The organism is Methylophaga sp. OBS3, assembly GCF_026319325.1.
GTDB lineage: Bacteria > Pseudomonadota > Gammaproteobacteria > Nitrosococcales > Methylophagaceae > Methylophaga.
The window spans coordinates 35650-56877 of the sequence record NZ_JAPDMU010000002.1; the positions used below are offsets into that span (position 1 = coordinate 35650).

General features: G+C 46.1%; 20 protein-coding genes. 6 read left to right on the plus strand and 14 right to left on the minus strand.

Annotated features, from left to right (window positions below):
- The first annotated feature begins 4 nt into the window (after positions 1-4).
- The 4 genes from hpnE (at position 5) to OMP94_RS04560 (ending at position 3495) form a co-directional block, all read left to right on the plus strand.
- Complete coding sequence (hpnE, locus tag OMP94_RS04545; protein WP_266276559.1) at positions 5-1294, plus strand: hydroxysqualene dehydroxylase HpnE; 1290 nt, start codon at positions 5-7, stop codon at positions 1292-1294.
- A gap of 102 nt (positions 1295-1396) precedes the next feature.
- On the plus strand, positions 1397-1729 hold the full coding sequence (locus OMP94_RS04550; RefSeq protein ID WP_266276561.1) for a hypothetical protein: 333 nt from the start codon (positions 1397-1399) through the stop codon (positions 1727-1729).
- An 8-nt stretch (positions 1730-1737) separates the two neighbouring features.
- Entirely contained in the window at positions 1738-2481 is a 744-nt protein-coding gene (locus tag OMP94_RS04555) for an SDR family NAD(P)-dependent oxidoreductase (RefSeq protein ID WP_266276563.1), read from the plus strand.
- Positions 2482-2574: 93 nt separating this feature from the next.
- On the plus strand, positions 2575-3495 hold the full coding sequence (locus tag OMP94_RS04560) for a GGDEF domain-containing protein (RefSeq protein ID WP_266276565.1): 921 nt from the start codon (positions 2575-2577) through the stop codon (positions 3493-3495).
- Here OMP94_RS04560 and rluB read toward each other — a convergent pair.
- From rluB to OMP94_RS04620, 12 genes are all read right to left on the minus strand, one after another.
- Positions 3492-4427, minus strand: a complete 936-nt coding sequence (rluB, locus tag OMP94_RS04565) for a 23S rRNA pseudouridine(2605) synthase RluB (RefSeq protein WP_266276567.1) — start codon at positions 4425-4427, stop codon at positions 3492-3494. The genes OMP94_RS04560 and rluB overlap by 4 nt on opposite strands.
- 17 nt (positions 4428-4444) lie before the next feature.
- A complete protein-coding gene (locus OMP94_RS04570) occupies positions 4445-5662 on the minus strand; it encodes a tryptophan--tRNA ligase (RefSeq protein ID WP_266276569.1) in 1218 nt (405 codons plus the stop codon).
- A 23-nt stretch (positions 5663-5685) separates the two neighbouring features.
- Complete coding sequence (locus OMP94_RS04575; RefSeq protein WP_266276571.1) at positions 5686-6378, minus strand: site-2 protease family protein; 693 nt, start codon at positions 6376-6378, stop codon at positions 5686-5688.
- The gene (gene serS, locus OMP94_RS04580; protein ID WP_266276573.1) at positions 6371-7645 is read right to left on the minus strand and encodes a serine--tRNA ligase; all 1275 of its coding nucleotides are present in this window, start codon (positions 7643-7645) and stop codon (positions 6371-6373) included. The genes OMP94_RS04575 and serS overlap by 8 nt, the downstream gene beginning before the upstream one ends.
- Positions 7646-7648: 3 nt before the next feature.
- Entirely contained in the window at positions 7649-7948 is a 300-nt protein-coding gene (locus OMP94_RS04585; RefSeq protein WP_266276575.1) for a DUF190 domain-containing protein, read from the minus strand.
- A complete protein-coding gene (gene crcB / locus OMP94_RS04590; protein WP_266276577.1) occupies positions 7941-8318 on the minus strand; it encodes a fluoride efflux transporter CrcB in 378 nt (125 codons plus the stop codon). Before crcB ends, OMP94_RS04585 begins: the two co-directional genes overlap by 8 nt.
- Positions 8319-8422: 104 nt before the next feature.
- Complete coding sequence (fba, locus tag OMP94_RS04595) at positions 8423-9466, minus strand: class II fructose-bisphosphate aldolase (RefSeq protein WP_266276579.1); 1044 nt, start codon at positions 9464-9466, stop codon at positions 8423-8425.
- 21 nt (positions 9467-9487) lie between these two features.
- Complete coding sequence (pyk, locus tag OMP94_RS04600; RefSeq protein ID WP_266276581.1) at positions 9488-10951, minus strand: pyruvate kinase; 1464 nt, start codon at positions 10949-10951, stop codon at positions 9488-9490.
- 15 nt (positions 10952-10966) lie between these two features.
- Positions 10967-12151: a phosphoglycerate kinase gene (locus OMP94_RS04605; protein WP_266276583.1), complete on the minus strand. Its 1185-nt coding sequence runs from the start codon at positions 12149-12151 to the stop codon at positions 10967-10969.
- Positions 12152-12267: 116 nt separating this feature from the next.
- Positions 12268-13266, minus strand: coding sequence for a type I glyceraldehyde-3-phosphate dehydrogenase (gene gap, locus OMP94_RS04610; RefSeq protein WP_266276585.1), 999 nt, complete (start codon positions 13264-13266; stop codon positions 12268-12270).
- Between the two features lie 158 nt (positions 13267-13424).
- Complete coding sequence (tkt, locus tag OMP94_RS04615) at positions 13425-15410, minus strand: transketolase (protein WP_266276587.1); 1986 nt, start codon at positions 15408-15410, stop codon at positions 13425-13427.
- Between the two features lie 25 nt (positions 15411-15435).
- Positions 15436-15993, minus strand: coding sequence for a thioredoxin family protein (locus tag OMP94_RS04620; protein ID WP_266276589.1), 558 nt, complete (start codon positions 15991-15993; stop codon positions 15436-15438).
- Between the two features lie 313 nt (positions 15994-16306).
- On the opposite strand from OMP94_RS04620, the gene mrcB reads away from it, so the two are divergent.
- Both mrcB and OMP94_RS04630 read left to right on the plus strand, forming a co-directional pair.
- Positions 16307-18643 (plus strand): penicillin-binding protein 1B, encoded by a 2337-nt coding sequence (gene mrcB, locus OMP94_RS04625; RefSeq protein WP_266276591.1) that lies wholly within the window; start codon positions 16307-16309, stop codon positions 18641-18643.
- Entirely contained in the window at positions 18643-19203 is a 561-nt protein-coding gene (locus OMP94_RS04630) for a tetratricopeptide repeat protein (RefSeq protein ID WP_266276593.1), read from the plus strand. Before mrcB ends, OMP94_RS04630 begins: the two co-directional genes overlap by 1 nt.
- Here the strand turns inward: OMP94_RS04630 and dapB are convergent.
- Together dapB and dnaJ are read right to left on the minus strand one after the other, a co-directional pair.
- Positions 19200-20009 carry a 4-hydroxy-tetrahydrodipicolinate reductase gene (gene dapB, locus OMP94_RS04635; protein ID WP_266276595.1) on the minus strand — a complete coding sequence of 270 codons (810 nt, stop codon included), beginning with the start codon at positions 20007-20009 and terminating at the stop codon, positions 19200-19202. The genes OMP94_RS04630 and dapB overlap by 4 nt on opposite strands.
- An 80-nt stretch (positions 20010-20089) precedes the next feature.
- On the minus strand, positions 20090-21205 hold the full coding sequence (dnaJ, locus tag OMP94_RS04640) for a molecular chaperone DnaJ (RefSeq protein ID WP_266276598.1): 1116 nt from the start codon (positions 21203-21205) through the stop codon (positions 20090-20092).
- Positions 21206-21228: the final 23 nt, after the last annotated feature.

Consider the following 21228-nt stretch of genomic DNA (forward strand, 5'->3'; position numbering starts at 1 on the left):
CATCATGCGGACGATTATTGTCGGTGGCGGCTGGAGTGGTCTGGCAACAGCGATAGCGCTTATTGATCAAGGTGCTGAAGTTCAAGTATTTGAAGCTGGCGGCATATTAGGTGGTCGGGCACGTTCGGTAAATTGGCAAAACATCGTTGTTGATAATGGCCAACATCTCACCATTGGTGCCTATCAAAACATGTTGAGCCTAATGGCACATATTGGTCTTGATGTGGAAACCTTGTTTCGTCGTGAACCACTTAATTTAGTGCTCAGAGATAAGCGTTATAAAAGCCTTAAAATCAGCACCCACGGGAAATTAACATCAAGTTTCAATCGCTTATATCACCTATGGCAATCAGGTGGTTTGAGTAGTATTCAGGCCATTCATAGACTTCAAACGTATATCAAACAAAGTCATCGGCTTGAAGCAACAACAGTAGCAGAATTAGTGACGAGCTCACGCCAGCCTCAACGTCTAATAGACCAATTATGGGAGCCTTTAACATTGGCCATGTTAAATACCCCCATTAATCTAGCGTCAGCCCAAGTATTTGCTGATGTGCTTAATGCCAGTTTGTTTGCTGATAAGAACGCTGCTGAGTTACTGATCCCAACTCAACCGTTAAGTGATGTATTCCCAACCCCCGCAGGTAAATACATTGTGGATAACGGCGGTTATATTCAGCTTAATAACCGTGTTAAGTCACTCATCATTGATGATGGTATCGTCAAAGGCATCATCGACCAGTACGACCAACGGCATTTTGCTGATAACGTCGTACTAGCACTTCCACCTTCAGCGCTTAACAAACTGTTACCTATAGAAGCTCAACTTGAGAACGTAGATGAGTATCCGATTTGCACGTTGTATTTACAATATCAGTCATCACTAAGGGCGCCCCAACCAATCACGGGATTGAGCGGTACAATATCGCAATGGTTGTTTGACCGAAGTATCCAAAAGCCGGGCCTAATGGCTGTTGTCATTAGTGGGCCGGGAGAACATACACAGTTGAGTAAGCAAGCACTCATCGAAGTCGTCAGTAGTGAACTTAACGATTTAATTCCAAACTGGCCTGAAACTGCTGAACATGCCTTAGTCATTCGTGAAAAAAGAGCAACGTTTGCAGCCACACCCGAATCACAAAAACAAAGACCTACATGTCATACAACAATCAAAGGTTTATGGCTTGCAGGCGATTATGTAAAACATGCTTTTCCGGCGACGCTAGAGACGGCGATCGGCAACGGTTTGGAATGCGGCCGGCAAATTTTGCCGAACCATATCGTCAGACAATAGTCAGCAACTATGGCAAACAGGTTTAATCTGTGACGAATTTGTCGAATTAGCCAGAGAGGCTTGTTATACTCTATGTTTTACTCAACCAAAGAAGGGAATGTCATGCTTAGTCGTTTGCGTTTAATGTTAATCGGTCTATTTGTGAGCTTCGCGTTGATTGCTTGTGGCGGCGAAGATGCCAATACAACTGAAGCTGCTGATACAGCAACAGAAGTCGAATCTACCGGTGAAGCTGCAGCCGCTCCAGAAGCTGGTGATGCAGAAGGAAAATCAGAAGCAGAGTTAATTGAACAATACGGTGAGCCAGACGTTACACAAGAAACTTCTGTCGATGATTACACAGTTGTTTTCCATGAGTGGCATACCGATGAAGGCACACTCAGTGTTCAAGTTCACAATGGTGAAGTTGCTTACACTCAGTTCAACGAAAAATAATCGGCTTTATGTCGACTACAACTGAAGCAGATCTGTTTCAGGATCACGTCATTCTTGTTACCGGTGCCGCAGGTGGCATCGGTAGCGAAGTGGCAAAAGCTTATGCAAGGCAGGGCGCGACGGTCATCCTGCTGGATAAGCAACTTCCGAAACTTGAAAAAGTTTATGATGCCATTGTTGAAGATGGCAGCCCTCAGCCTGCACTCTACCCACTCGATCTAAAAGGCGCTTCCGCCCAAGATTACCAACAACTCGCTCAGAGCATCACTGATAACTTTGGTCGATTGGATGGGCTTGTTCATTGCGCCGCGGCTTTAGGTCAACTTGCCCCTGTCGTCCATCAGGATCTCAAAACTTGGGGTGAGACACTTCACGTCAACCTGACGGCAAGTTTTATGTTGACGCAGGCTTGTTTGCCGCTGTTACAACAAACCACAACACAAAGCTTTATTATCTTTACCACTGACAGTAATCAAAACAAAGCTTACTGGGGTGCTTACGGCATCAGTAAAGCGGGTTTGGAAAATCTTTGCCAGCAGTTGGCAAAAGAATTAGCTGCCGAAAATAAAGTCCGTGTTTGTTGTTTAGACCCTGGTCAAACACGAACCGCATTGCATGCAAGGGCTTATCCAGCCAAAGATCCAATGCAATTACCAGAGCCAGGTGCCGTCGTTCCAGCTTATCTATACCTCGCAAGTCCGCATAGCGCTCACCTAAATGGTCAATGCGTTAATGCCTTGTCAATTCTCTGACGCAAAACCCTAACTATCTGTAAATAAAAAGTTTTTATTTTTTGGCATAAAAATGGCTTGTTATTAAGCACGGGCTAATACGAGTGCCATTTTATGAGACAGACAGTCACAACTAGACCAAGCAATTTACGTTTGTTTGCAAACACTGTTCCTGCGATTACTGAACGTCAGGCTGGCAGAGAGTCATTGTTACTACGTTTACCAATGTTGCTGCAAACAACGTTAGATATCCGTCAATTACTACAATTGTTCCACCAGCAAGTACAAAGCGTACTGCAGCATGACGGTTTGCGTTTACAGTTTTCGCCGTTGAGACAAGATATTCGTCTTGGCAAAACAGCACACCATAAATGCCATTATGAACTTGAGATTGATAAACAATCATTGGGTAAATTAACGCTAAGTCGTGGTATTCGCTTTAGTGATGAAGATATTCAACTAATCGAAGACTTGCTCTGCAAACTGGTCTATCCATTACGTAATTGCCAGCAATATCAACAGGCGTTAGATGCGGCAATGACCGATAAATTAACGGGTATGCCGAATCGTGAAGCTTTTGACCGTCATATTGACCGTGAAGTGGAACTGGCTAAACGTTTAAATCTGCCATTAAGTTTGCTGGTTGTTGATATCGATAACTTTAAGAATATTAATGACGCTTACGGTCACAGCAGCGGTGACAGAGCCTTAACCCTAACAGGCCAAACATTAATCAATTGTTTGCGGCGTAGTGATATTGCTTTTCGTTATGGGGGTGAAGAATTCACCGTCGTATTGAGTCATACCGATGGTAATACTGCCTCACAAGTCGCTGAAAGATTGTTACAAGCCATCAGCTTAGTGACATGCCATGACGGTAGCCGTAGCTTTTCACTGACCGTGAGTATCGGTATTGCGACAATGAAGCAGGATGAAAACTGCCATCAATTATTTGAGCGGGCCGATAAAGCTTTGTATCAAGCCAAACAGACCGGCCGAAACCGGGCTGTTCAAGCTGATCAATACGTTAATTAATCTCTGCCACGAATCCGTGGTGCTTTACGCGGATTAAATTTCTCTGGACGTGCTTTTTTAGCACCGCCGCGAGCAGGTTTTTGCTCATCAGATGACGCTTTCTTGGCTGGCCATTTGCTGTCTGACTTAGGTTTAGCCTCTGACTTACTGGTACGGATCGCACCGCGTCCAGTTTTTGGCGCAGCCACTGTTTTACTCTTCAGACCGGCTTCTTCATACAAGAAGTCCAAATCTTTACCTTCTAACGCCATCCAACGCCCTGGTTTGAGCTTGTTTGGCATGATGATGGGGCCATAACGCAAACGCATTAATCGACTGACTTGAACGCCGACAGCTTCCCATAAACGGCGAACTTCGCGGTTACGACCTTCTTGAATAACAACATGATACCAATGGTTAGCACCTTCACCACCTGACTCTTGGATATCAGCGAATTTCGCTTCGCCATCATCCAACATCACACCATCACGCAATTGCTGCATCATTTCTGGTGTAACTTCACCCAAGACACGAACCGCATACTCACGGTCCATCTCGTTAGATGGGTGCATTAACTGGTTCGCCAACTCACCATCTGTTGTCAGAATGATCAAACCACTGGTATTTAAATCCAGTCGACCAACACTGACCCAACGACCTTGCTCAGGGGCTGGTAATGATTGAAAGATGGTACGGCGACCTTCTGGATCACTACGCGTGCAAACTTCACCAACAGGCTTGTGATACAACAACACTTGTTGTGGTTGCTGCCATAGGCGTTTTGGTGAGCATGGTTTGCCATCAAGCTTAACCACATCACCTTCTTTAATTTGTGCGCCTAGTGTTGCAACATCACCATTTACGGTAACTTTGCCTTGCTCGATCCAGGTTTCTAACTGGCGTCGTGAGCCATAACCGGCACGAGCTAATACTTTTTGAATACGTTCTGACATAACTTTCCTTCGACTGACTATTTATAAGCCAATCCCATTGCAGCACGAACCTCACTTAAGGTTTCTTGTGCCACTTCACGAGCGGCAGCGCTACCATCATCAATAATACGTCGCACATCTTCAGGGTGTTGACTGAACTCTGCAGCACGCTCACGAATCGGTTTGATTTCAGCACTGACTGCATCAATCAATGGACCTTTACAATCAAGGCAACCGATACCAGCACTACGACATCCTTCCTGAACCCACTGCTTTTGTGCTTCATCTGAGTACACTTCATGTAATTGCCATACAGGGCATTTATCTGGCTCACCTGGATCGGTACGTCGAACCCGGTTTGGATCTGTCGGCATCCGTCTGAGCTTATCAGCGATACCTTGCTCTGTTTCACGTAAAGAAATCGTGTTGCCATATGACTTCGACATTTTCTGCCCGTCTAAGCCCGGCATTTTTGATGCTGGCGTTAACAGTGCTTTTGGCTCAGGCAGAATGACTTTACCGCCACCTTCCAGATAACCAAATAAACGCTCAGTATCACCTAAGGCCAGATTTTGCTGGCTCTTCAGTAATTCACGCGCAGTCTCTAAAGCATTTGCATCGCCTTGCTCTTGATAAGCTTTGCGCAGATTGTTGTACAACTTGCCGTTTTTCTTACCCATTTTTTTAATGGCGGCTTCAGCTTTTTCTTCAAAATCAGCTTCACGACCATACAAATGGTTAAAACGACGCGCCACTTCACGCGTTAATTCAACATGCACAACTTGGTCTTCACCAACAGGAACTTGGCCTGCACGGTAAATCAGAATATCGGCGCTTTGCAGTAATGGATAACCTAAAAAGCCATAAGTAGAGAGATCTTTCTCTTTCAACTTTTCTTGCTGGTCTTTATAGGTAGGAACACGTTCCAACCATGACAATGGTGTCACCATCGACAATAGTAGATGTAACTCAGCATGCTCAGGCACACGTGACTGTAAAAACAACGATGCAGCTGATGGCTCAATACCGGCAGCTAACCAGTCAATAACCATTTCCCACACACTGTCTTCGATAACATGACTGTCTTCATAATGCGTTGTTAACGCATGCCAGTCGGCGACAAAGAAAAAGCTGTCGAACTCGTGCTGTAATTTAATCCAGTTTTTTAGTACGCCATGGTAATGTCCAAGATGCAATTGCCCAGTGGGGCGCATGCCAGAAACAATCCGACGAGACTGAAAAGCTACCGTGTCCACCCTATACTCCAGTATGTGCTTGGTTAAAACAGGCCATTAACGAGACTCACTGTCTGACCAAAACTTAAGCCAAGCCAATAAGCCAAAACCTGTATTGTGCTGTTAAGCATCGGCGATAAAATCGTCCCCAGCAAGCCCAGCGCCAATAAACCCAATAAAATAAAAAAGCCGTATGGTTCAATACGACTGACCTGCCAACCTAATTTATTTGGCAGAATACTTACTAAGATCCGCCCCCCATCTAAAGGGGGTAACGGTAATAAATTCAAAAACATTAAAATGGCATTGATCCAAATACCGGCCAATCCCATATACATCATCGGCTCGCCGATACTGCTCTCTGACTGCACTAATGCTAAACCAATTTTGGCAACAATCGCCCAACCAATCCCCATAATAAGATTAGCCATCGGCCCGGCTAGTGCAACCCAGGCCATATCTGTCTTAGGCCGTCTTAAGTTTTGGAAAGACACCGGTACCGGTTTTGCCCAACCAAAAATAAAGCCGCCTAAAAACAATAGGATACCGGGAACAACCACTGTACCGATAGGATCTATGTGTTTGATTGGGTTTAACGTTAAACGACCGAGCATCTGCGCGGTTCGATCACCAAACTTTAATGCCACCCAACCATGAGCGACCTCATGCAACGTAATGGCAAAGAGAACCGGGATAGCCCAAATAATAATTTTCTGGACTAGACTGAACTCATCCATTGATTTGTTCTGCTCCGCCTAAATAAGGTCTTAACGCCGCAGGAATCGCGATACTGCCGTCCGCTTGTTGGTGATTCTCCATCAGTGCCAACAATGTACGGCCAACAGCCAAACCAGAACCGTTGAGCGTATGCGCCAACTCAGGTTTACCCGTTTCTGGATTACGCCAACGAGCTTGTAAACGACGCGCCTGGAAGTCACCAAAGTTACTGCATGAAGAAATTTCACGATACGTTTCTTGGCTTGGTAACCAAACTTCTAAATCGTAAGTTTTCTGTGAAGCAAACCCCATGTCACCAGTGCAAAGCAGCATCTTGCGATATGGCAGCTCCAGCATTTGCAGGATTTTTTCGGCATCCGCGGTCAATGCTTCGTGAGCTGTTGCAGAGTCTTGTGGCGGCACAATTTGCACCAACTCAACTTTTTCAAACTGATGTTGACGGATAAGACCACGCACATCACGGCCATGTGAACCCGCTTCGCTTCTAAAACATGGGGTATGCGCCACCCATTTTAATGGCAACTTATCGGCTTCGACGATAACGTCGCGAACAAGATTCGTGACCGGCACTTCAGCAGTTGGGATGAGATAAAACTGACCATCATCAACTTTAAATAAATCCGCTTCAAACTTGGGTAATTGGCCAGTACCTTTAAGTGAATCTGCATTCACCAAATACGGTACATAAGTCTCGGTATAGCCATGTTGTTCGCTGTGGGTATCTAACATGAACTGAGTCAACGCACGTTGTAAGCGAGCTAAGGAACCGCTCAACGTGACAAAACGTGCAGCACTGATTTTCGCCGCCGCTTCAAAGTCCATACCGCCAAGTGCAACACCTAAATCCACATGGTCTTTGGGAGTGAAATCAAACGTTCTTGGTGTTCCCCATTTACTGACTTCAACATTGTCGTTTTCATCCTTGCCAACGGGGACGTCTTCGGCTGGAATATTTGGCATTTCCATCGCCAATGTATTTAAGCGATCGAGAATTTCCGCCAAGCGCGTTTCAGCAGCTTTATGTTTATCACCCAAATCTTCAATTTCAGCAAGTAATGGCGCGATATCTTCACCTGCCGCTTTAGCTTTGCCAATCAGTTTTGAACGACTGTTACGTTCAGTCTGTAATGCTTGAGCATCTAACTGGGCTTGCTTACGCTCTTGTTCTAGTGATGACAAAAGTTCGGTATCAAGTTGATAACCACGTTTTGCTAATTGTGTCGCTAATGTCGCCGTATCCTGGCGTAATAATTTTGGGTCGAGCATTTTTTAAATTCCGGTTTGTGCCATCCAGCTAACAATATGGTCAGGTTTGACCATCGTTCGCAGCGTCGGCATTAATGCCTCGATGCGATCTGGCGTATCAAAAAATTCAATTACCATCGGTAATTCCGACGATAAATCTAACAATGAGGCTTTATGTACTTTGCCATCACTGCCGAGACCAGCAACTCCACGAAATACGGTAAACCCCCGCATTTTGGTGCTTTCTAGCCACTTCAAAACTTTGCGAATATCATCGCGACCTTCCGCGAGATATAGACGCACCATCAGTACTTCATTACTCATACAGTCGGCCCATCATCATCCCTAACCAGGTTGCCCCAAGGCATAACACTACACTGAGCAACACATTCATTACGCTCTTCAGTAGCTCACCTTCATCCAGCAATGCCAACGTTTCAAAAGAAAAAGTTGAAAACGTCGTAAATGCGCCAATAAGCCCTACCAAAATGCCTGCGCGCCATTCTGGCGTTAGGCTGAGCCGCTCTACCATCAAGATAAACATCAGGCCAATAAAAAATGAGCCAATGACATTAACGGCCATCGTACCGTAAGGAAAGTCGCGACCAACCACACGATAAATGCCTGTCGACATTAAAAACCTTAAGACCGCACCAACGGCACCACCAGCCGCAATAGCAAATAATTGTGTCACGACAGCTTCCCGTATAAGCGTCGATAAGCCGTGTAGTTTACCTTATTCAAAGGCTGCACTCACGGTTTAAAAGGTTGAATGTTTTTGGCAGTTTAGCCACGAGTTTAGGCATAACGCTTAACCATGGCACTTAATGGCAATGGGCGAATTTTACGAGCATGACCAGCACTACCAAATGCTTTATAACGTGCTTCACAGATCTGCTGCATGGCTTGCGTTGCAGCTTTTAAAAACTTACGTGGATCAAACACCGCAGCATTTTGCTCATCATAAACAAACTGACGAATTGCCCCCGTTGCCGCCATGCGAAGGTCCGTATCAATATTCACCTTACGAACACCGTATTGAATACCTTCAACAATTTCCGGCACCGGCACGCCATAGGTTTGGGCAATATCACCACCATTTTGATTAATTATGGCTAACCAATCTTGCGGTACGGAACTAGAACCATGCATTACAAAATGCGTGTTAGGTAACCGCTGCTGCAAGGTTTTGAGATGACTAATCGCAAGCACATCGCCAGTGGGTGGCTTAGAAAATTTATAAGCACCATGACTGGTACCAATAGCGACCGCTAAAGCATCAACGTCTGTTAACTTCACAAACTCAACGGCTTCATCCGGATCTGTTAATAACTGACTATGGTCGAGCTTGCCTTCCGCACCATGGCCATCTTCTTCGCCCATATGACCTGTTTCTAATGACCCTAAGCAACCCAACTCACCTTCAACTGACACACCGCATGCATGTGCAATATCACTGACTTGCCGTGTCACTGAAACGTTGTAATCAAAATCTGATGGCGTCTTCATGTCTTCTTTTAACGAGCCATCCATCATCACTGAGCTAAAACCTGATTGAATGGCACGAACGCAAACCCCAGGGTTGGCACCATGGTCTTGATGTAACACCAGTGGAATATGCGGATATTGCTCTAATGCTGCCTGCACGAGATGACGTAAAAATGCTTCGCCAGCGTAGTCGCGGGCGCCCACACTGGCCTGCATAATAACGGGGCTATCGACCGCATTTGCCGCCTGCATAATCGCCTGAACCTGTTCAAGATTACTGACATTAAATGCAGGCACGGCAAACTGATGTTCTGCGGCATAGTCGAGTAGCTGCCGCAAGGCAATCAAGGCCATAAAGACTCCTGTAGATTCTGATTATTCGCAGTCGCTTTGCACGTTAGGAGAGACTAATTCACCTACCCTAACAAGCTTCAAGGCATTCGTACTGCCGGGCTTTTCAATATCACCCTTGGTAATAATCACTATATCACCATCGCTGACGACTCCGCGACGCTGTAATTCATCGATCATTTCTCTATTTAATGATGCGTGATCGGTGTATTCCACGTTGAATGCAACAGGATAAACACCGCGATAGAGCGTGACGCGGCGTTGGCTATCTAAATTAGGCGTTAACGCAAAAATAGGAATACCCGAACTAATCCGTGACATCCAAAGTGGCGTAGAGCCAGACTCTGTTAAAGCAGCAATCGCAGCCACAGGTAAATGATTGGCTAGATACATCGCCCCCATCGCAATCGCCTCATCCATCCGCTCAAACTTGGAATCAATACGATGTCTTGAAACGCGAATTTCACGCTGTTGTTCTGCTTGCAAGCAAACGCGATCAACAGCTTCAATCACTTTTACTGGGAATTTACCCACTGCTGTTTCACCGGAAAGCATCACCGCATCAGTACCATCTAATACAGCATTGGCAACATCAAATACCTCAGCACGGGTTGGAATCGCATTATGAATCATCGACTCCATCATTTGTGTGGCGGTAATCACCACCTTATTACTCTGTCGGGCTTGTGAAATCAGACTTTTTTGAATGGGTGGTAATGCTGCATCCCCCATCTCCACACCAAGATCACCGCGCGCCACCATAATGCCTTCCGCACTTTGCATGATGGCATCAATATCATCTAATGCTTCAGCACGCTCAATTTTGGCAATGATGCCACCCTGACCGCCTGCGTCACGTAATAACTGACGCGCTTGCTCGATATCTGCAGCACTTCGAGGAAAAGACACAGCAATATAATCAGCCTGAATATCTGCGGCGATTTTGATATCTGCCATGTCTTTTTCTGTTAGCGCTCGGGCCGATAAACCACCGCCTTGCCGGTTAATGCCTTTATTGTCAGATAAGCGCCCGCCAACAATCACCTTACAATGGATTTCAGGCCCAAGGACTTGTTCAACCCAAAGCACAATTCGACCATCATCCAACAGTAACGTGTCACCATCATGAACATCTTCAGGTAGCGCTTTGTAATCAATGCCAACGCGAAACATATCACCAATCTGCTCATCCAAAGCAGCATCAAGGATAAAGGTGGCACCTTCGGCTAGCTCTGTGCCGCCATGTTTAAACCGGGAAATACGAATCTTGGGGCCTTGAAGATCAGCCAAAATGCCAACCTGACGCCCATAAAGCTGGGCGCGGCTACGGACTTTCTCTGCCAATGCAGCATGTGCAGAGGCTGATCCGTGAGAGAAATTGAGCCGGACGACGTCTAATCCAGCAGCGATCATTGCATCCAACACCTCGACCTCGCTACTTACTGGGCCGAGGGTGGCTACGATTTTTGTTCTGCGCCTAGCAGCCAAATTGGCCTCCTTGGATTACTCCGCGGCGCGTTGCTCCAACACATCAACAGCAGGGAGTTTCTTACCTTCCAAGAACTCTAAGAACGCCCCACCGCCTGTCGAGATATAAGAGACATCGTCGCAGATTTTATATTTTGAGACTGCCGCTAACGTGTCACCACCGCCAGCAATAGAAAAGGCTGAAGACTCGGCGATGGCCATTGCGACCTCTTTGGTACCTTCGCCAAATTGATTGAACTCAAACACACCGACTGGGCCATTCCAAACAATTGTGCCTGCTTTCATCAAAATGTCGACTAGCTGCGCTGCTGATTTGGGACCGATATCAAAAATCATATCATCATCTTGAACCTGATCAACGGCTTTAATTTCAGCTTCCGCATTCTCAGCAAAACGTTTACCGCAAACCACATCAACCGGAACAGGAATATCGGCACCACGTGCTTTAGCATCAGCCATCAATTGTTTACAGGTATCAATTAAATCGGCTTCGTATAACGATTGACCAACGTTATAACCCGCAGCAGCAATAAAGGTATTAGCAATACCACCGCCAACGATGAGCTGATCGACCTTACCGGATAATGACTCTAAAACCGTTAATTTAGTTGAGACTTTTGAACCACCAACAATGGCCACCATCGGACGGGCTGGTTGTTCTAATGCTTTAGATAATGCCTCTAACTCAGCCGCTAGTAATGGGCCTGCACAAGCAACTTTGGCATATTTAGCTACGCCATGGGTTGAGGCTTGGGCACGATGCGCCGTACCAAATGCATCCATAACAAACACATCGCACATTTGTGCCATGCGACGCGCCAATTCATCATCGTTAGCTTTTTCGCCAACATTGAAGCGAACGTTTTCGCAGATAACCAGTTCACCTCGTTCTACCGGTATAAAGTCAGGTTCTAACCAGTTTTGCTCAAGTCGAACAGGTTGATCTAGTAATGCTGTCAGGTAATTAGCGACCGGAGCTAATGAATATTTATGTTCGTATTCACCCTCAGTCGGACGACCTAAGTGAGACATCACCATGACTTTGGCACCTTTTTCTAATGCCAATTTAATCGTTGGTAATGAAGCCATGATACGTGTTGCGTCAGCAACAACACCCGATTTCAATGGTACATTCAAATCTTGGCGAATAAGAACACGTTTATCAGTCAGATCCAGATCAGCCATTTTAATGACAGTCATTTTCAGTCCTCTCTCTCAAATTTTATTTTTATATCGTGCGCTACTGATTATAGCGATTGCCGATAATAAAAAAAGGCCACCCGTAAGGTGGCCCATGATTTATTTTTATTTAGGGCTTAGCCAGCAACGTGAGCAACTAAACGCATCATGTTGCAGGTATAACCATATTCGTTGTCATACCAGGCAACCACTTTGACAAAGGTGCTATCTAAGGCGATACCCGCGCCCGCATCAAAGTTTGACGGAGCAGTGTGACCACGGAAATCTGTCGAAACAACACTGTCTTCGGTGTAACCCAACACACCTTTCAATTCACCTTCTGATGCTGCTTTCATCGCGGCACAGATATCTTCGTAGCTAGCATCGCTATTCAGTTCGGCAGTCAGATCAACAACCGAGACATCTGATGTAGGCACACGGAAAGCCATACCCGTTAATTTGCCATTCAAGCTTGGTAAAACCTTACCAACCGCTTTAGCCGCACCGGTAGAAGAAGGAATAATGTTTTCCAAAATACCGCGACCACCACGCCAATCTTTCATTGATGGACCATCAACTGTTTTTTGGGTAGCAGTTGCCGCATGCACTGTGGTCATCAAACCACGTTTGATACCGAATTTGTCATGTAATACCTTGGCAACCGGTGCCAATGCATTGGTTGTGCAAGAAGCCGCCGAGACAATCGCTTGGCCAGCATAATCATTGTGATTAACACCATAAACAAACATCGGCGTGTGATCTTTTGATGGCGCTGACTGCACAACTTTTTTAGCGCCGGCTTTGATATGGGCTTGGCAAGACTCTTCAGTTAAGAAGAAACCAGTACATTCGATAATTAAATCAGCGCCCACTTCATCCCATTTTAAATCTTCTGGGTTACGTTCAGCCGTCACACGAATGGTTTTACCATTAACAACTAAGTTACCGTCTTTGACGCTGACCTCACCACCAAAACGGCCATGCACCGAGTCGTATTGCAGCATGTAAGCCAAATATTCAGGGTCTAATAGATCATTGATTGCAACGACTTCAATTTCAGGAAAGTCTTTTACCGCAGCACGAAATGCCATACGGCCAATACGGCCAAAACCGTTAATACCTACTTTAATTGTCATTATTGTTCCTTTAAATATTTGACCGGCTCGTGGTCTCATCGCTGTTATCGCTGTAGCAACAACACAAATCAGCCCACGGCTTTAAGTTTGCAAAAAAATAGCCAGTCGATTTACACCGACTGGCTATTTCCATTTAACGCATCATCTCAGAAGCTGGATTACAGCACTGATTTGACAGTTTTAACAACGTTTTCGACAGTGAAGCCGAAGTGTTTCATCAGAACGCCACCTGGTGCAGATTCACCAAATGTGTTGATACCAACACTACCGCCTTCCAGACCAACGTACTTAGCCCAGAAATCAGTTACACCAGCTTCAACAGAAACACGTTTAACACCTGGTGTCAGAACGCTATCTTTGTAAGCTTGGTCTTGACGATCAAACACGTTAGTTGAAGGCATAGAAACAACGCGTGCTTTCACACCGTCAGCTTTCAATGCTTCTTGTGCTTGAACAGCCAAGTCAACTTCTGAACCAGTTGCGATGATGATAACGTCAGCTGCGCCGTCTGCTTCAGACAGAACGTATGCACCTTTTCGGATACCAGCAACATCAGCCAGGTCATGTTTACGGCCAGGAATACCTTGGCGGCTTAATACTAAGCTTGAAGGACCATCCATACGCTCAACAGCAGCAACCCAAGCAACAGCAACTTCTGTTGCATCAGATGGACGCCATACATCCATGTTAGGGATGTAACGCAGACCAGCTGTGTTTTCGATTGGTTGGTGAGTAGGACCGTCTTCACCTTGACCGATAGAGTCATGAGTCAGGACAGCAACAGTACGTTGTTTCATTAATGCAGCCATACGCAGTGCAGACTTAGCATAGTCAGAGAACATGTGGAAAGTACCACCGAATGGCAGTAAACCACCGTGCAGTGCCATACCGTTCATGATTGCGTACATACCGAATTCACGAACACCGTATGAAATGTAGTTACCTGGCTCTTTACCAGAAACGTGTTTGAAGCTTGAGCAGCTTGTCAGGTTTGAACCAGTCAAGTCAGCTGAACCACCTAAGAATTCAGGCAGAACTGGCGCTAAAGCAGCAATTGCTTTTTGTGAAGCTTGACGTGAAGCCAGGCTAGGCGCTGCTTCGTTGATTTCAGCGATAAACGCGTCAGTTGCTTCTTTCCAGTTTTCTGGCAGGTCACCCGCCATACGACGTTTGAATTCTGCAGCTAATTCTGGGTATTCAGCAGCATAAGCTTCGAATTTAGCATTCCAAGCAGCTTCGGCATCAGCACCTTTAGATTTTGCATCCCAACCAGCATAAACATCTTCAGGGATAACAAATGGTTCGTATTCCCAACCCAGTTCTTTACGAGTCAGTGCAACTTCTTCTTCACCTAATGCTGCACCGTGGCAATCGTGGCTTGCAGATTTGTTTGGTGAACCGAAACCGATGATAGTTTTGCAGCAGATCAGTGAAGGCTTATCTTTAACTGCTTTAGCAGCTTCGATAGCTTTGTTGATTGCGTCAGCATCGTGACCATCAACTGATTGTACGTGCCAGCCGTAAGCTTCAAAACGCTTAACAGTGTCATCTGTGTACCAACCATCGATGTGACCGTCGATAGAGATGTTGTTGTCATCCCAGAATGCGATCAGGTTACCCAGACCCCATGTACCTGCTAATGCGCAAGCTTCGTGAGAAACACCTTCCATCAAACAACCGTCGCCCATGAATACATAGGTGTGGTGGTTTACGATGTCGTGACCTGGTTTGTTAAATTGGTCAGCCATCAATTTTTCAGCCATAGCAAAACCAACACCGTTGGTAATACCTTGACCTAAAGGACCTGTAGTGGTTTCAACGCCTGGCGCATAACCATATTCAGGGTGACCAGCACATTGTGAGTGTAATTGACGGAAAGTTTTGATTGAATCCATCGGTAAGTCATAACCGCTCAGGTGCAGCAATGAGTAAATCAGCATTGAGCCGTGACCGTTAGACAAAATGAAACGATCGCGATCAGCCCAGTTAGGGTTGGTCGGGTTGTGTTTCATGTGGTCGTTCCACAACACTTCGGCGATATCCGCCATACCCATAGGCGCGCCCGGGTGACCCGAATTCGCTTTTTGCACTGCGTCCATGCTGAGCGCACGGATCGCATTTGCTAAATGTCTGCGTGTAGCCATTGTCTACGTTCTCCTATTAAAAAAATTACACTGTTCGCCACTTAATCGAACAGCCCATGCTGGGGATTTGCGCTGCTGGTCCCTTACCGGTTAGAGCCACTTGTTGCATGGCTTCAAACAAATCACGCCGCGCATCCGCCGGCGCAGCTTCTTTGCGGCTGGCGTCCAGACGGCCCCGGTATTGCAATTGCAAATCCTGGTTGTAACCGAAAAAATCCGGTGTGCAAACCGCGCCATATGCTCTGGCAACGTCTTGCGATTCATCATATAAATACGGGAATGGAAACTGATTCTCTGCTGCAATGCGGCGCATATTATCAACTGAATCCTCAGGATAATCTGCCACATCATTGGCTGAAATCGCTACTGCATTAATTCCCAGTGTTTTTAGCTCACGGGTATCACGCACTAGTCTGTCCAAAACCGCTTGTACATACGGGCAATGATTACAAATAAACATCACCAGTAAGCCTTTATCACCACGGCATTTGTCCAATGTCCAAATCTCACCGTTGGTATCCGGCAAAGCAAAATCCACCGCCGGTTTGTCAAACTCACAAATTGGCGTTTCAGTACTGACCATTCGCTTCCGCTTATTGTTATTTAGCGTCTTTTTACCGACAAATAACTGTCGAAAACGCGTGTTTGAATCCACTTTCAACGCGGGATAGTACCAGAAAATTGTTTTTTGGCGAAATGTAACAATTCATCTATTTAATAATAGTTATCAGAACATCGCCAACAAAATGGCACGCAAATTCAGTGGCTTGCATATAACCCACCTGAGGAGTGGGGTTTAAGTAACCGCCCCTAAAAGGTTTTGTGAACACGATGCTTTAACCAGATAGCGCTAACCGATACTATGTGTTCATAGATTTCATAACGTAGGAAACCGCGTGGCTCGAAAACCGTCATCCCGCCGTAAAACAAAACGCAGCCTAATGGGCCGTATTTTGCGCAGCAAATTTGTTCGCTGGTTGTTGATCCTAATTTTGGTTGTTGGCGGACTAGGCCTATGGCAAATGGATCGTCATATCCGTGCCGAGTTTGAAGGAAAACGCTGGGCTGTTCCGGCTAAAGTATTTGCGCGGCCACTGGAATTATTCGCAGGCGCGCCTTTATCAGTTAATGACTTAAAAATTGAGCTACAGGCTTTAGGTTATCAATTTACTGATACGGTCACGAAACCTGGGCAAGCCAGTATTTCTGGTTCTCGCGCGGTAATTTCTACGCGTGGTGTGACATTGCCAGATGGTGTTGAACCGGCCCAACAACTCAGACTCGATTTTTCCGGTAATGAATTACATCAAATTAGTACGAAAAGTGATCAAGAGTTGACCCTTGTTCGACTTGAGCCAGCACTAATCGGCGGTATTTATCCTTTAAATAATGAAGATCGTGATCTTATTCAGCTTAGTGATGCACCGGATGCTTTAGTAGATGCACTGGTTGCCATCGAAGATCAGGACTTTTATCAGCATTTTGGTATTTCACTCAAAGGCATTGCCCGAGCAATGTGGGCGAATATGCGTGCTGGTGCATTTGTTCAGGGTGGCAGTACGCTGACCCAACAGTTAATCAAGAACTTTTATTTAACTGCTGATCGCACCTTGGCTCGTAAGCTGATGGAAGTGCCGATGGCGGTGCTATTGGAATATCACTACAGCAAAGACGAAATTCTCGAAGCCTATTTAAATGAAGTCTATCTCGGCCAAGATGGTAACCGTGCCATCCATGGTTTTGGTCTTGGTGCAAATTACTTCTTTGCCTTACCGCTGCAGGAGTTACAACTTCAACATCATGCTTTACTAGCAGGCATGGTTAAAGGACCATCATATTTTGATCCGCGTCGACATCCAGAGCGTGCCAAACAACGCCGTGACCTTGTCTTAAAAGTGCTCTTTGATGAAGGCAAAATCTCAGAAGCTGATTACCTGATGGCCGTCAACGCACCTTTAGGCGTGGTTGCTAAGGGCACACTCACAAAAGAAGCCTACCCTGCCTATTTAGACTTAGTGAAACGTCAGTTGCGTGAAGAGTACGCCGATGAAGATTTAAGCTCAGAGGGTTTGCAGGTATTCACCAGCCTTGATCCCATTAGCCAACGTAAAGCTGAGACAGCTTTAACATCGACTATTGAACAACTTCAGCAACAACACGGTGAAAAACTTGCTGATCTGCAAGGCAGTATGGTGGTGACGGATCCACAAACTGGTGAAGTATTAGCCCTCATTGGTGATCGTCGTACCCGCTACCAAGGTTTTAACCGTGCCTTAGACGCTGAGCGGCCAATGGGCTCACTGGTTAAACCTGCCGTGTTTTTAACCGCGCTGAATAATGGTTACACATTGGCAACCCCTGCCGATGACTCACCATATCAATTTGAACTGCCAAATGGTGATGTCTGGCAACCGCAAAATTATGACCGTAAATCTCACGAAGACATTTTGCTGATTGATGCCCTAGCCCACTCCTACAATTTGGCGACAGCCAGATTGGGGATGACACTTGGCCTTGATAAAGTCATTGATACCCTCAGTCGCTTAGGTGTCGAAAAACAGATGCGTCCTTATCCATCTTTATTATTAGGCGCACAAAGTCTTTCAACGCTAGAAATGGCGGCGATGTATCAAACGATTGCTGCGGGTGGTTTCCAGATCCCGCCACGTGCTATTCGGAGTGTGACGGATGCCGAAGGTGAAGCTTTGTCTCGCTACCCATTTAAACTGCAACAAACCATTCCTGCAGAACCTATTTTCTTACTGCAAACTGCGCTGCAAGAAGTGATGCGCTCAGGAACAGGTCGTTATGCAACCAGCCAGCTACCAGCAGGTATGCGTGTAGCTGGTAAAACCGGCACCTCAGATGACCAGCGCGATAGTTGGTTTGCAGGATACAGTGCTAACCGTCTTGCAGTGGTCTGGCTGGGACTGGATAACAACCAAAGCCTCCCCCTAACAGGTTCAAGCGGTGCCTTACCTGTTTGGACTAAATATATGGCCAGTGAACCTCTGTTATCGCTAGAAAATTACCCACCTTCAGGAATAGATTACGCGTGGGTAAATGATGTTAATGGCAAGTTAAGTGACCAGCGTTGTGATAACGTTCGCCAACTGCCATTTATCAAAGGCACACTGCCAAAAGAATTGGCTGAATGCACTTCCCCCATTGAACAAAATGACGAAAATCCCGTCCAACGTTCTATTGATTGGATTAGAGGCTGGTTTAACTGATGCTGAATTTAAAGAAGTACCGATTATTTTTTGTCGCTTTTGCTCTTGCAGGCTTAAGTGCATGTAGTACCTCGCCAATTTATTCACCACCGGTTGAAAGTCGCACTACACCACCAGCAGAAAAACAACCAGAACCTAAAGTTGAACCGGAACAACCACAGGGTGCACAAGCTAGTGGCATAGAAGCACCGCCAGAAGCGATAGAAGAAACCAGACCTGCGCCAGCTGCGCCATTTCGCTCTAAACCAGCGGTAATCGCATTAATGGGAAGTGCGCGAGCAGCGCAAAGACAAGGCGACTATCAAAGCGCCCAAAATGATTTACAAAGAGCACAGCGAATTGCGCCACGCGATCCCAATATTTATTTTGAGCTCGCAGATACCCATTACCAAATGCAAGACTATGCTTTAGCCGAACAGGTTGCCTTAAAAGGGGTATCGGTTGCAGGACAAGACCGCGATTTACTGCGGAAGTTTTGGCTGCTAATCAGTGAAATCCGCTATGCGGCCGGCAATAATGCCGGTGGCGCATCAGCAGCTAGAGAGGCAGAACAATATTAATGACGCAGGTCTAAAACGTCCTGCATGTCATAAAAACCGGTTTGTTTGGCTGCTAACCAAGTTGCAGCGCGCATTGCGCCATAAGCAAAGGTCATACGACTAGACGCTTTATGGGTGATCTCTAATCGCTCACCTTCAGCGGCAAACAATACTGTGTGGTCACCGACAACATCACCAGCACGTACAGTGGCAAAACCAATCGTATTACGGTCACGCTCACCAGTACGGCCTTCACGGCCATAAACTGCACAAGTTTTTAAGTCGCGGCCTAGAGCATCGGCAACCACTTCGCCCATGCGCAGTGCCGTACCTGATGGCGCATCAACTTTGTGGCGGTGATGCGCTTCGATGATCTCAATATCAACGCTATCGCCTAAAACACGAGCAGCAAGATCAAGTAATTTCAAAGACAGGTTTACACCAACACTCATGTTAGGAGCCAAAATCACGGCGATTTTTTCAGCAGCACTTTCCATTGCTTGTTTTTGTTCGGCATCAAAACCGGTAGTACCAATAATGGGTCGACATTGATTTTCAATGCAATGTGGCAACAAAGCCATTGTCACTTCAGGCAACGTGAAATCAATGATCACATCGGAAATTTTGGTTGCATCAACCAAGTTATGGGTTAACGGCACACCCAGTTTGCCAACACCAGCTAATTCACCAGCATCCACACCAATCAAACTTGAATCAGCACGGTCAATCGCTGCAGATAAAGCTAAGCCTTCTGTCTCATTTACCGCTTGAATCAAACAGCGGCCCATGCGGCCGGCAGCACCATTGATGGCAACTTGAATAGCCATGTTTTTCCTCTTTTGCCTGTTCAGGCCTTAATCAAATACTGTCGGCAACATAGCCGCTCTGTGCCAAGTTGGCAAATCACTTATTCAAAAAAGCGCTTTACTGCATCCAGCCATGACTCATGTTTTGGGTTATGTGTACCGCCAGTCCCTTCCAAGGTTTGGGCAAACTCTTCTAGCAATTCTTTTTGACGCTTAGACAGTTTGACTGGCGTTTCAACGACAACTCGGCACATCAAATCGCCAGTGACACCACTGCGTACAGACTTAACACCTTTGCCTTTCATGCGAAATTGCTGACCGGTTTGTGTACCTTCAGGAATTTTCAGCACGGCTTTGCCTTCCAGTGTTGGCACTTCTAGATCGCCACCTAAGGTTGCGGTGACAAAGTTAATCGGCACATCACAGAACAGGTTATTACCATCACGGGTAAACACATCATGACGTTTAACCGATACTTCGACATACAGGTCACCTGAAGGTGCACCATTAGTGCCAGCTTCACCTTCGCCAGTCAGACGAATGCGGTCACCGGTATCCACACCAGCCGGGACTTTAACCGATAAAGTTTTTTGTTCTTCAACGCGACCATCTCCGTGACAATCAGAGCATGGCTCTTTGATCATCTTACCGGTGCCACGGCAATGTGGACACGCCTGCTGAACGGTGAAGAAACCCTGTTGAATACGTACCTGACCGTGGCCACCACAAGTTGTACAGGTGACGGGTTCAGTACCAGGTTTTGCACCACTGCCATCACAGGTTTCACACTCAACATGCACTGGAATACGAATTTTTGCTGTTGTTCCAGAAACCGCTTCTTCCAGTGTCAGATCAAGTCGGTAACGAAGATCGGCGCCACGGAAACTTTGTGCACCGCCACCGCCGCCACCAAAAATGTCATTAAATACATCACCAAAAATATCACTGAAGCCGCCAGCACCACCTCGGAAACCACCGCCGCCAGCACTCCCATCAACGCCAGCATGACCAAACTGATCATAAGCCGCACGTTTCTGCGTATCAGACAGTATTTCGTAGGCTTCTTTGATTTCTTTGAATTTGGCTTCGGCTGTCGCATCGTCCGGGTTACGATCCGGATGATATTTCATTGCCATACGACGGTAGGCTTTCTTAATTTCTGCCTCTGTCGCATTCTTGGAAACACCCAGCAACTCGTAATAATCTTCTTTGGCCATGATTCGCTTTTTTTCTTATTCCG

Excerpts from the sequence above, each read along its gene's own strand:
- hpnE (WP_266276559.1), top strand. The coding sequence starts at position 5 with ATGCGGACGATTATTGTCGGTGGCGGCTGGAGTGGTCTGGCAACAGCG.
- OMP94_RS04550 (WP_266276561.1), top strand. The coding sequence starts at position 1,397 with ATGCTTAGTCGTTTGCGTTTAATGTTAATCGGTCTATTTGTGAGCTTC.
- OMP94_RS04555 (WP_266276563.1), top strand. The coding sequence starts at position 1,738 with ATGTCGACTACAACTGAAGCAGATCTGTTTCAGGATCACGTCATTCTT.
- OMP94_RS04560 (WP_266276565.1), top strand. The coding sequence starts at position 2,575 with ATGAGACAGACAGTCACAACTAGACCAAGCAATTTACGTTTGTTTGCA.
- rluB (WP_266276567.1), bottom strand. The coding sequence starts at position 4,427 with ATGTCAGAACGTATTCAAAAAGTATTAGCTCGTGCCGGTTATGGCTCA.
- OMP94_RS04575 (WP_266276571.1), bottom strand. The coding sequence starts at position 6,378 with ATGGATGAGTTCAGTCTAGTCCAGAAAATTATTATTTGGGCTATCCCG.
- serS (WP_266276573.1), bottom strand. The coding sequence starts at position 7,645 with ATGCTCGACCCAAAATTATTACGCCAGGATACGGCGACATTAGCGACA.
- OMP94_RS04585 (WP_266276575.1), bottom strand. The coding sequence starts at position 7,948 with ATGAGTAATGAAGTACTGATGGTGCGTCTATATCTCGCGGAAGGTCGC.
- fba (WP_266276579.1), bottom strand. The coding sequence starts at position 9,466 with ATGGCCTTGATTGCCTTGCGGCAGCTACTCGACTATGCCGCAGAACAT.
- OMP94_RS04605 (WP_266276583.1), bottom strand. The coding sequence starts at position 12,151 with ATGACTGTCATTAAAATGGCTGATCTGGATCTGACTGATAAACGTGTT.
- gap (WP_266276585.1), bottom strand. The coding sequence starts at position 13,266 with ATGACAATTAAAGTAGGTATTAACGGTTTTGGCCGTATTGGCCGTATG.
- tkt (WP_266276587.1), bottom strand. The coding sequence starts at position 15,410 with ATGGCTACACGCAGACATTTAGCAAATGCGATCCGTGCGCTCAGCATG.
- OMP94_RS04620 (WP_266276589.1), bottom strand. The coding sequence starts at position 15,993 with ATGGTCAGTACTGAAACGCCAATTTGTGAGTTTGACAAACCGGCGGTG.
- OMP94_RS04630 (WP_266276593.1), top strand. The coding sequence starts at position 18,643 with ATGCTGAATTTAAAGAAGTACCGATTATTTTTTGTCGCTTTTGCTCTT.
- dapB (WP_266276595.1), bottom strand. The coding sequence starts at position 20,009 with ATGGCTATTCAAGTTGCCATCAATGGTGCTGCCGGCCGCATGGGCCGC.
- dnaJ (WP_266276598.1), bottom strand. The coding sequence starts at position 21,205 with ATGGCCAAAGAAGATTATTACGAGTTGCTGGGTGTTTCCAAGAATGCG.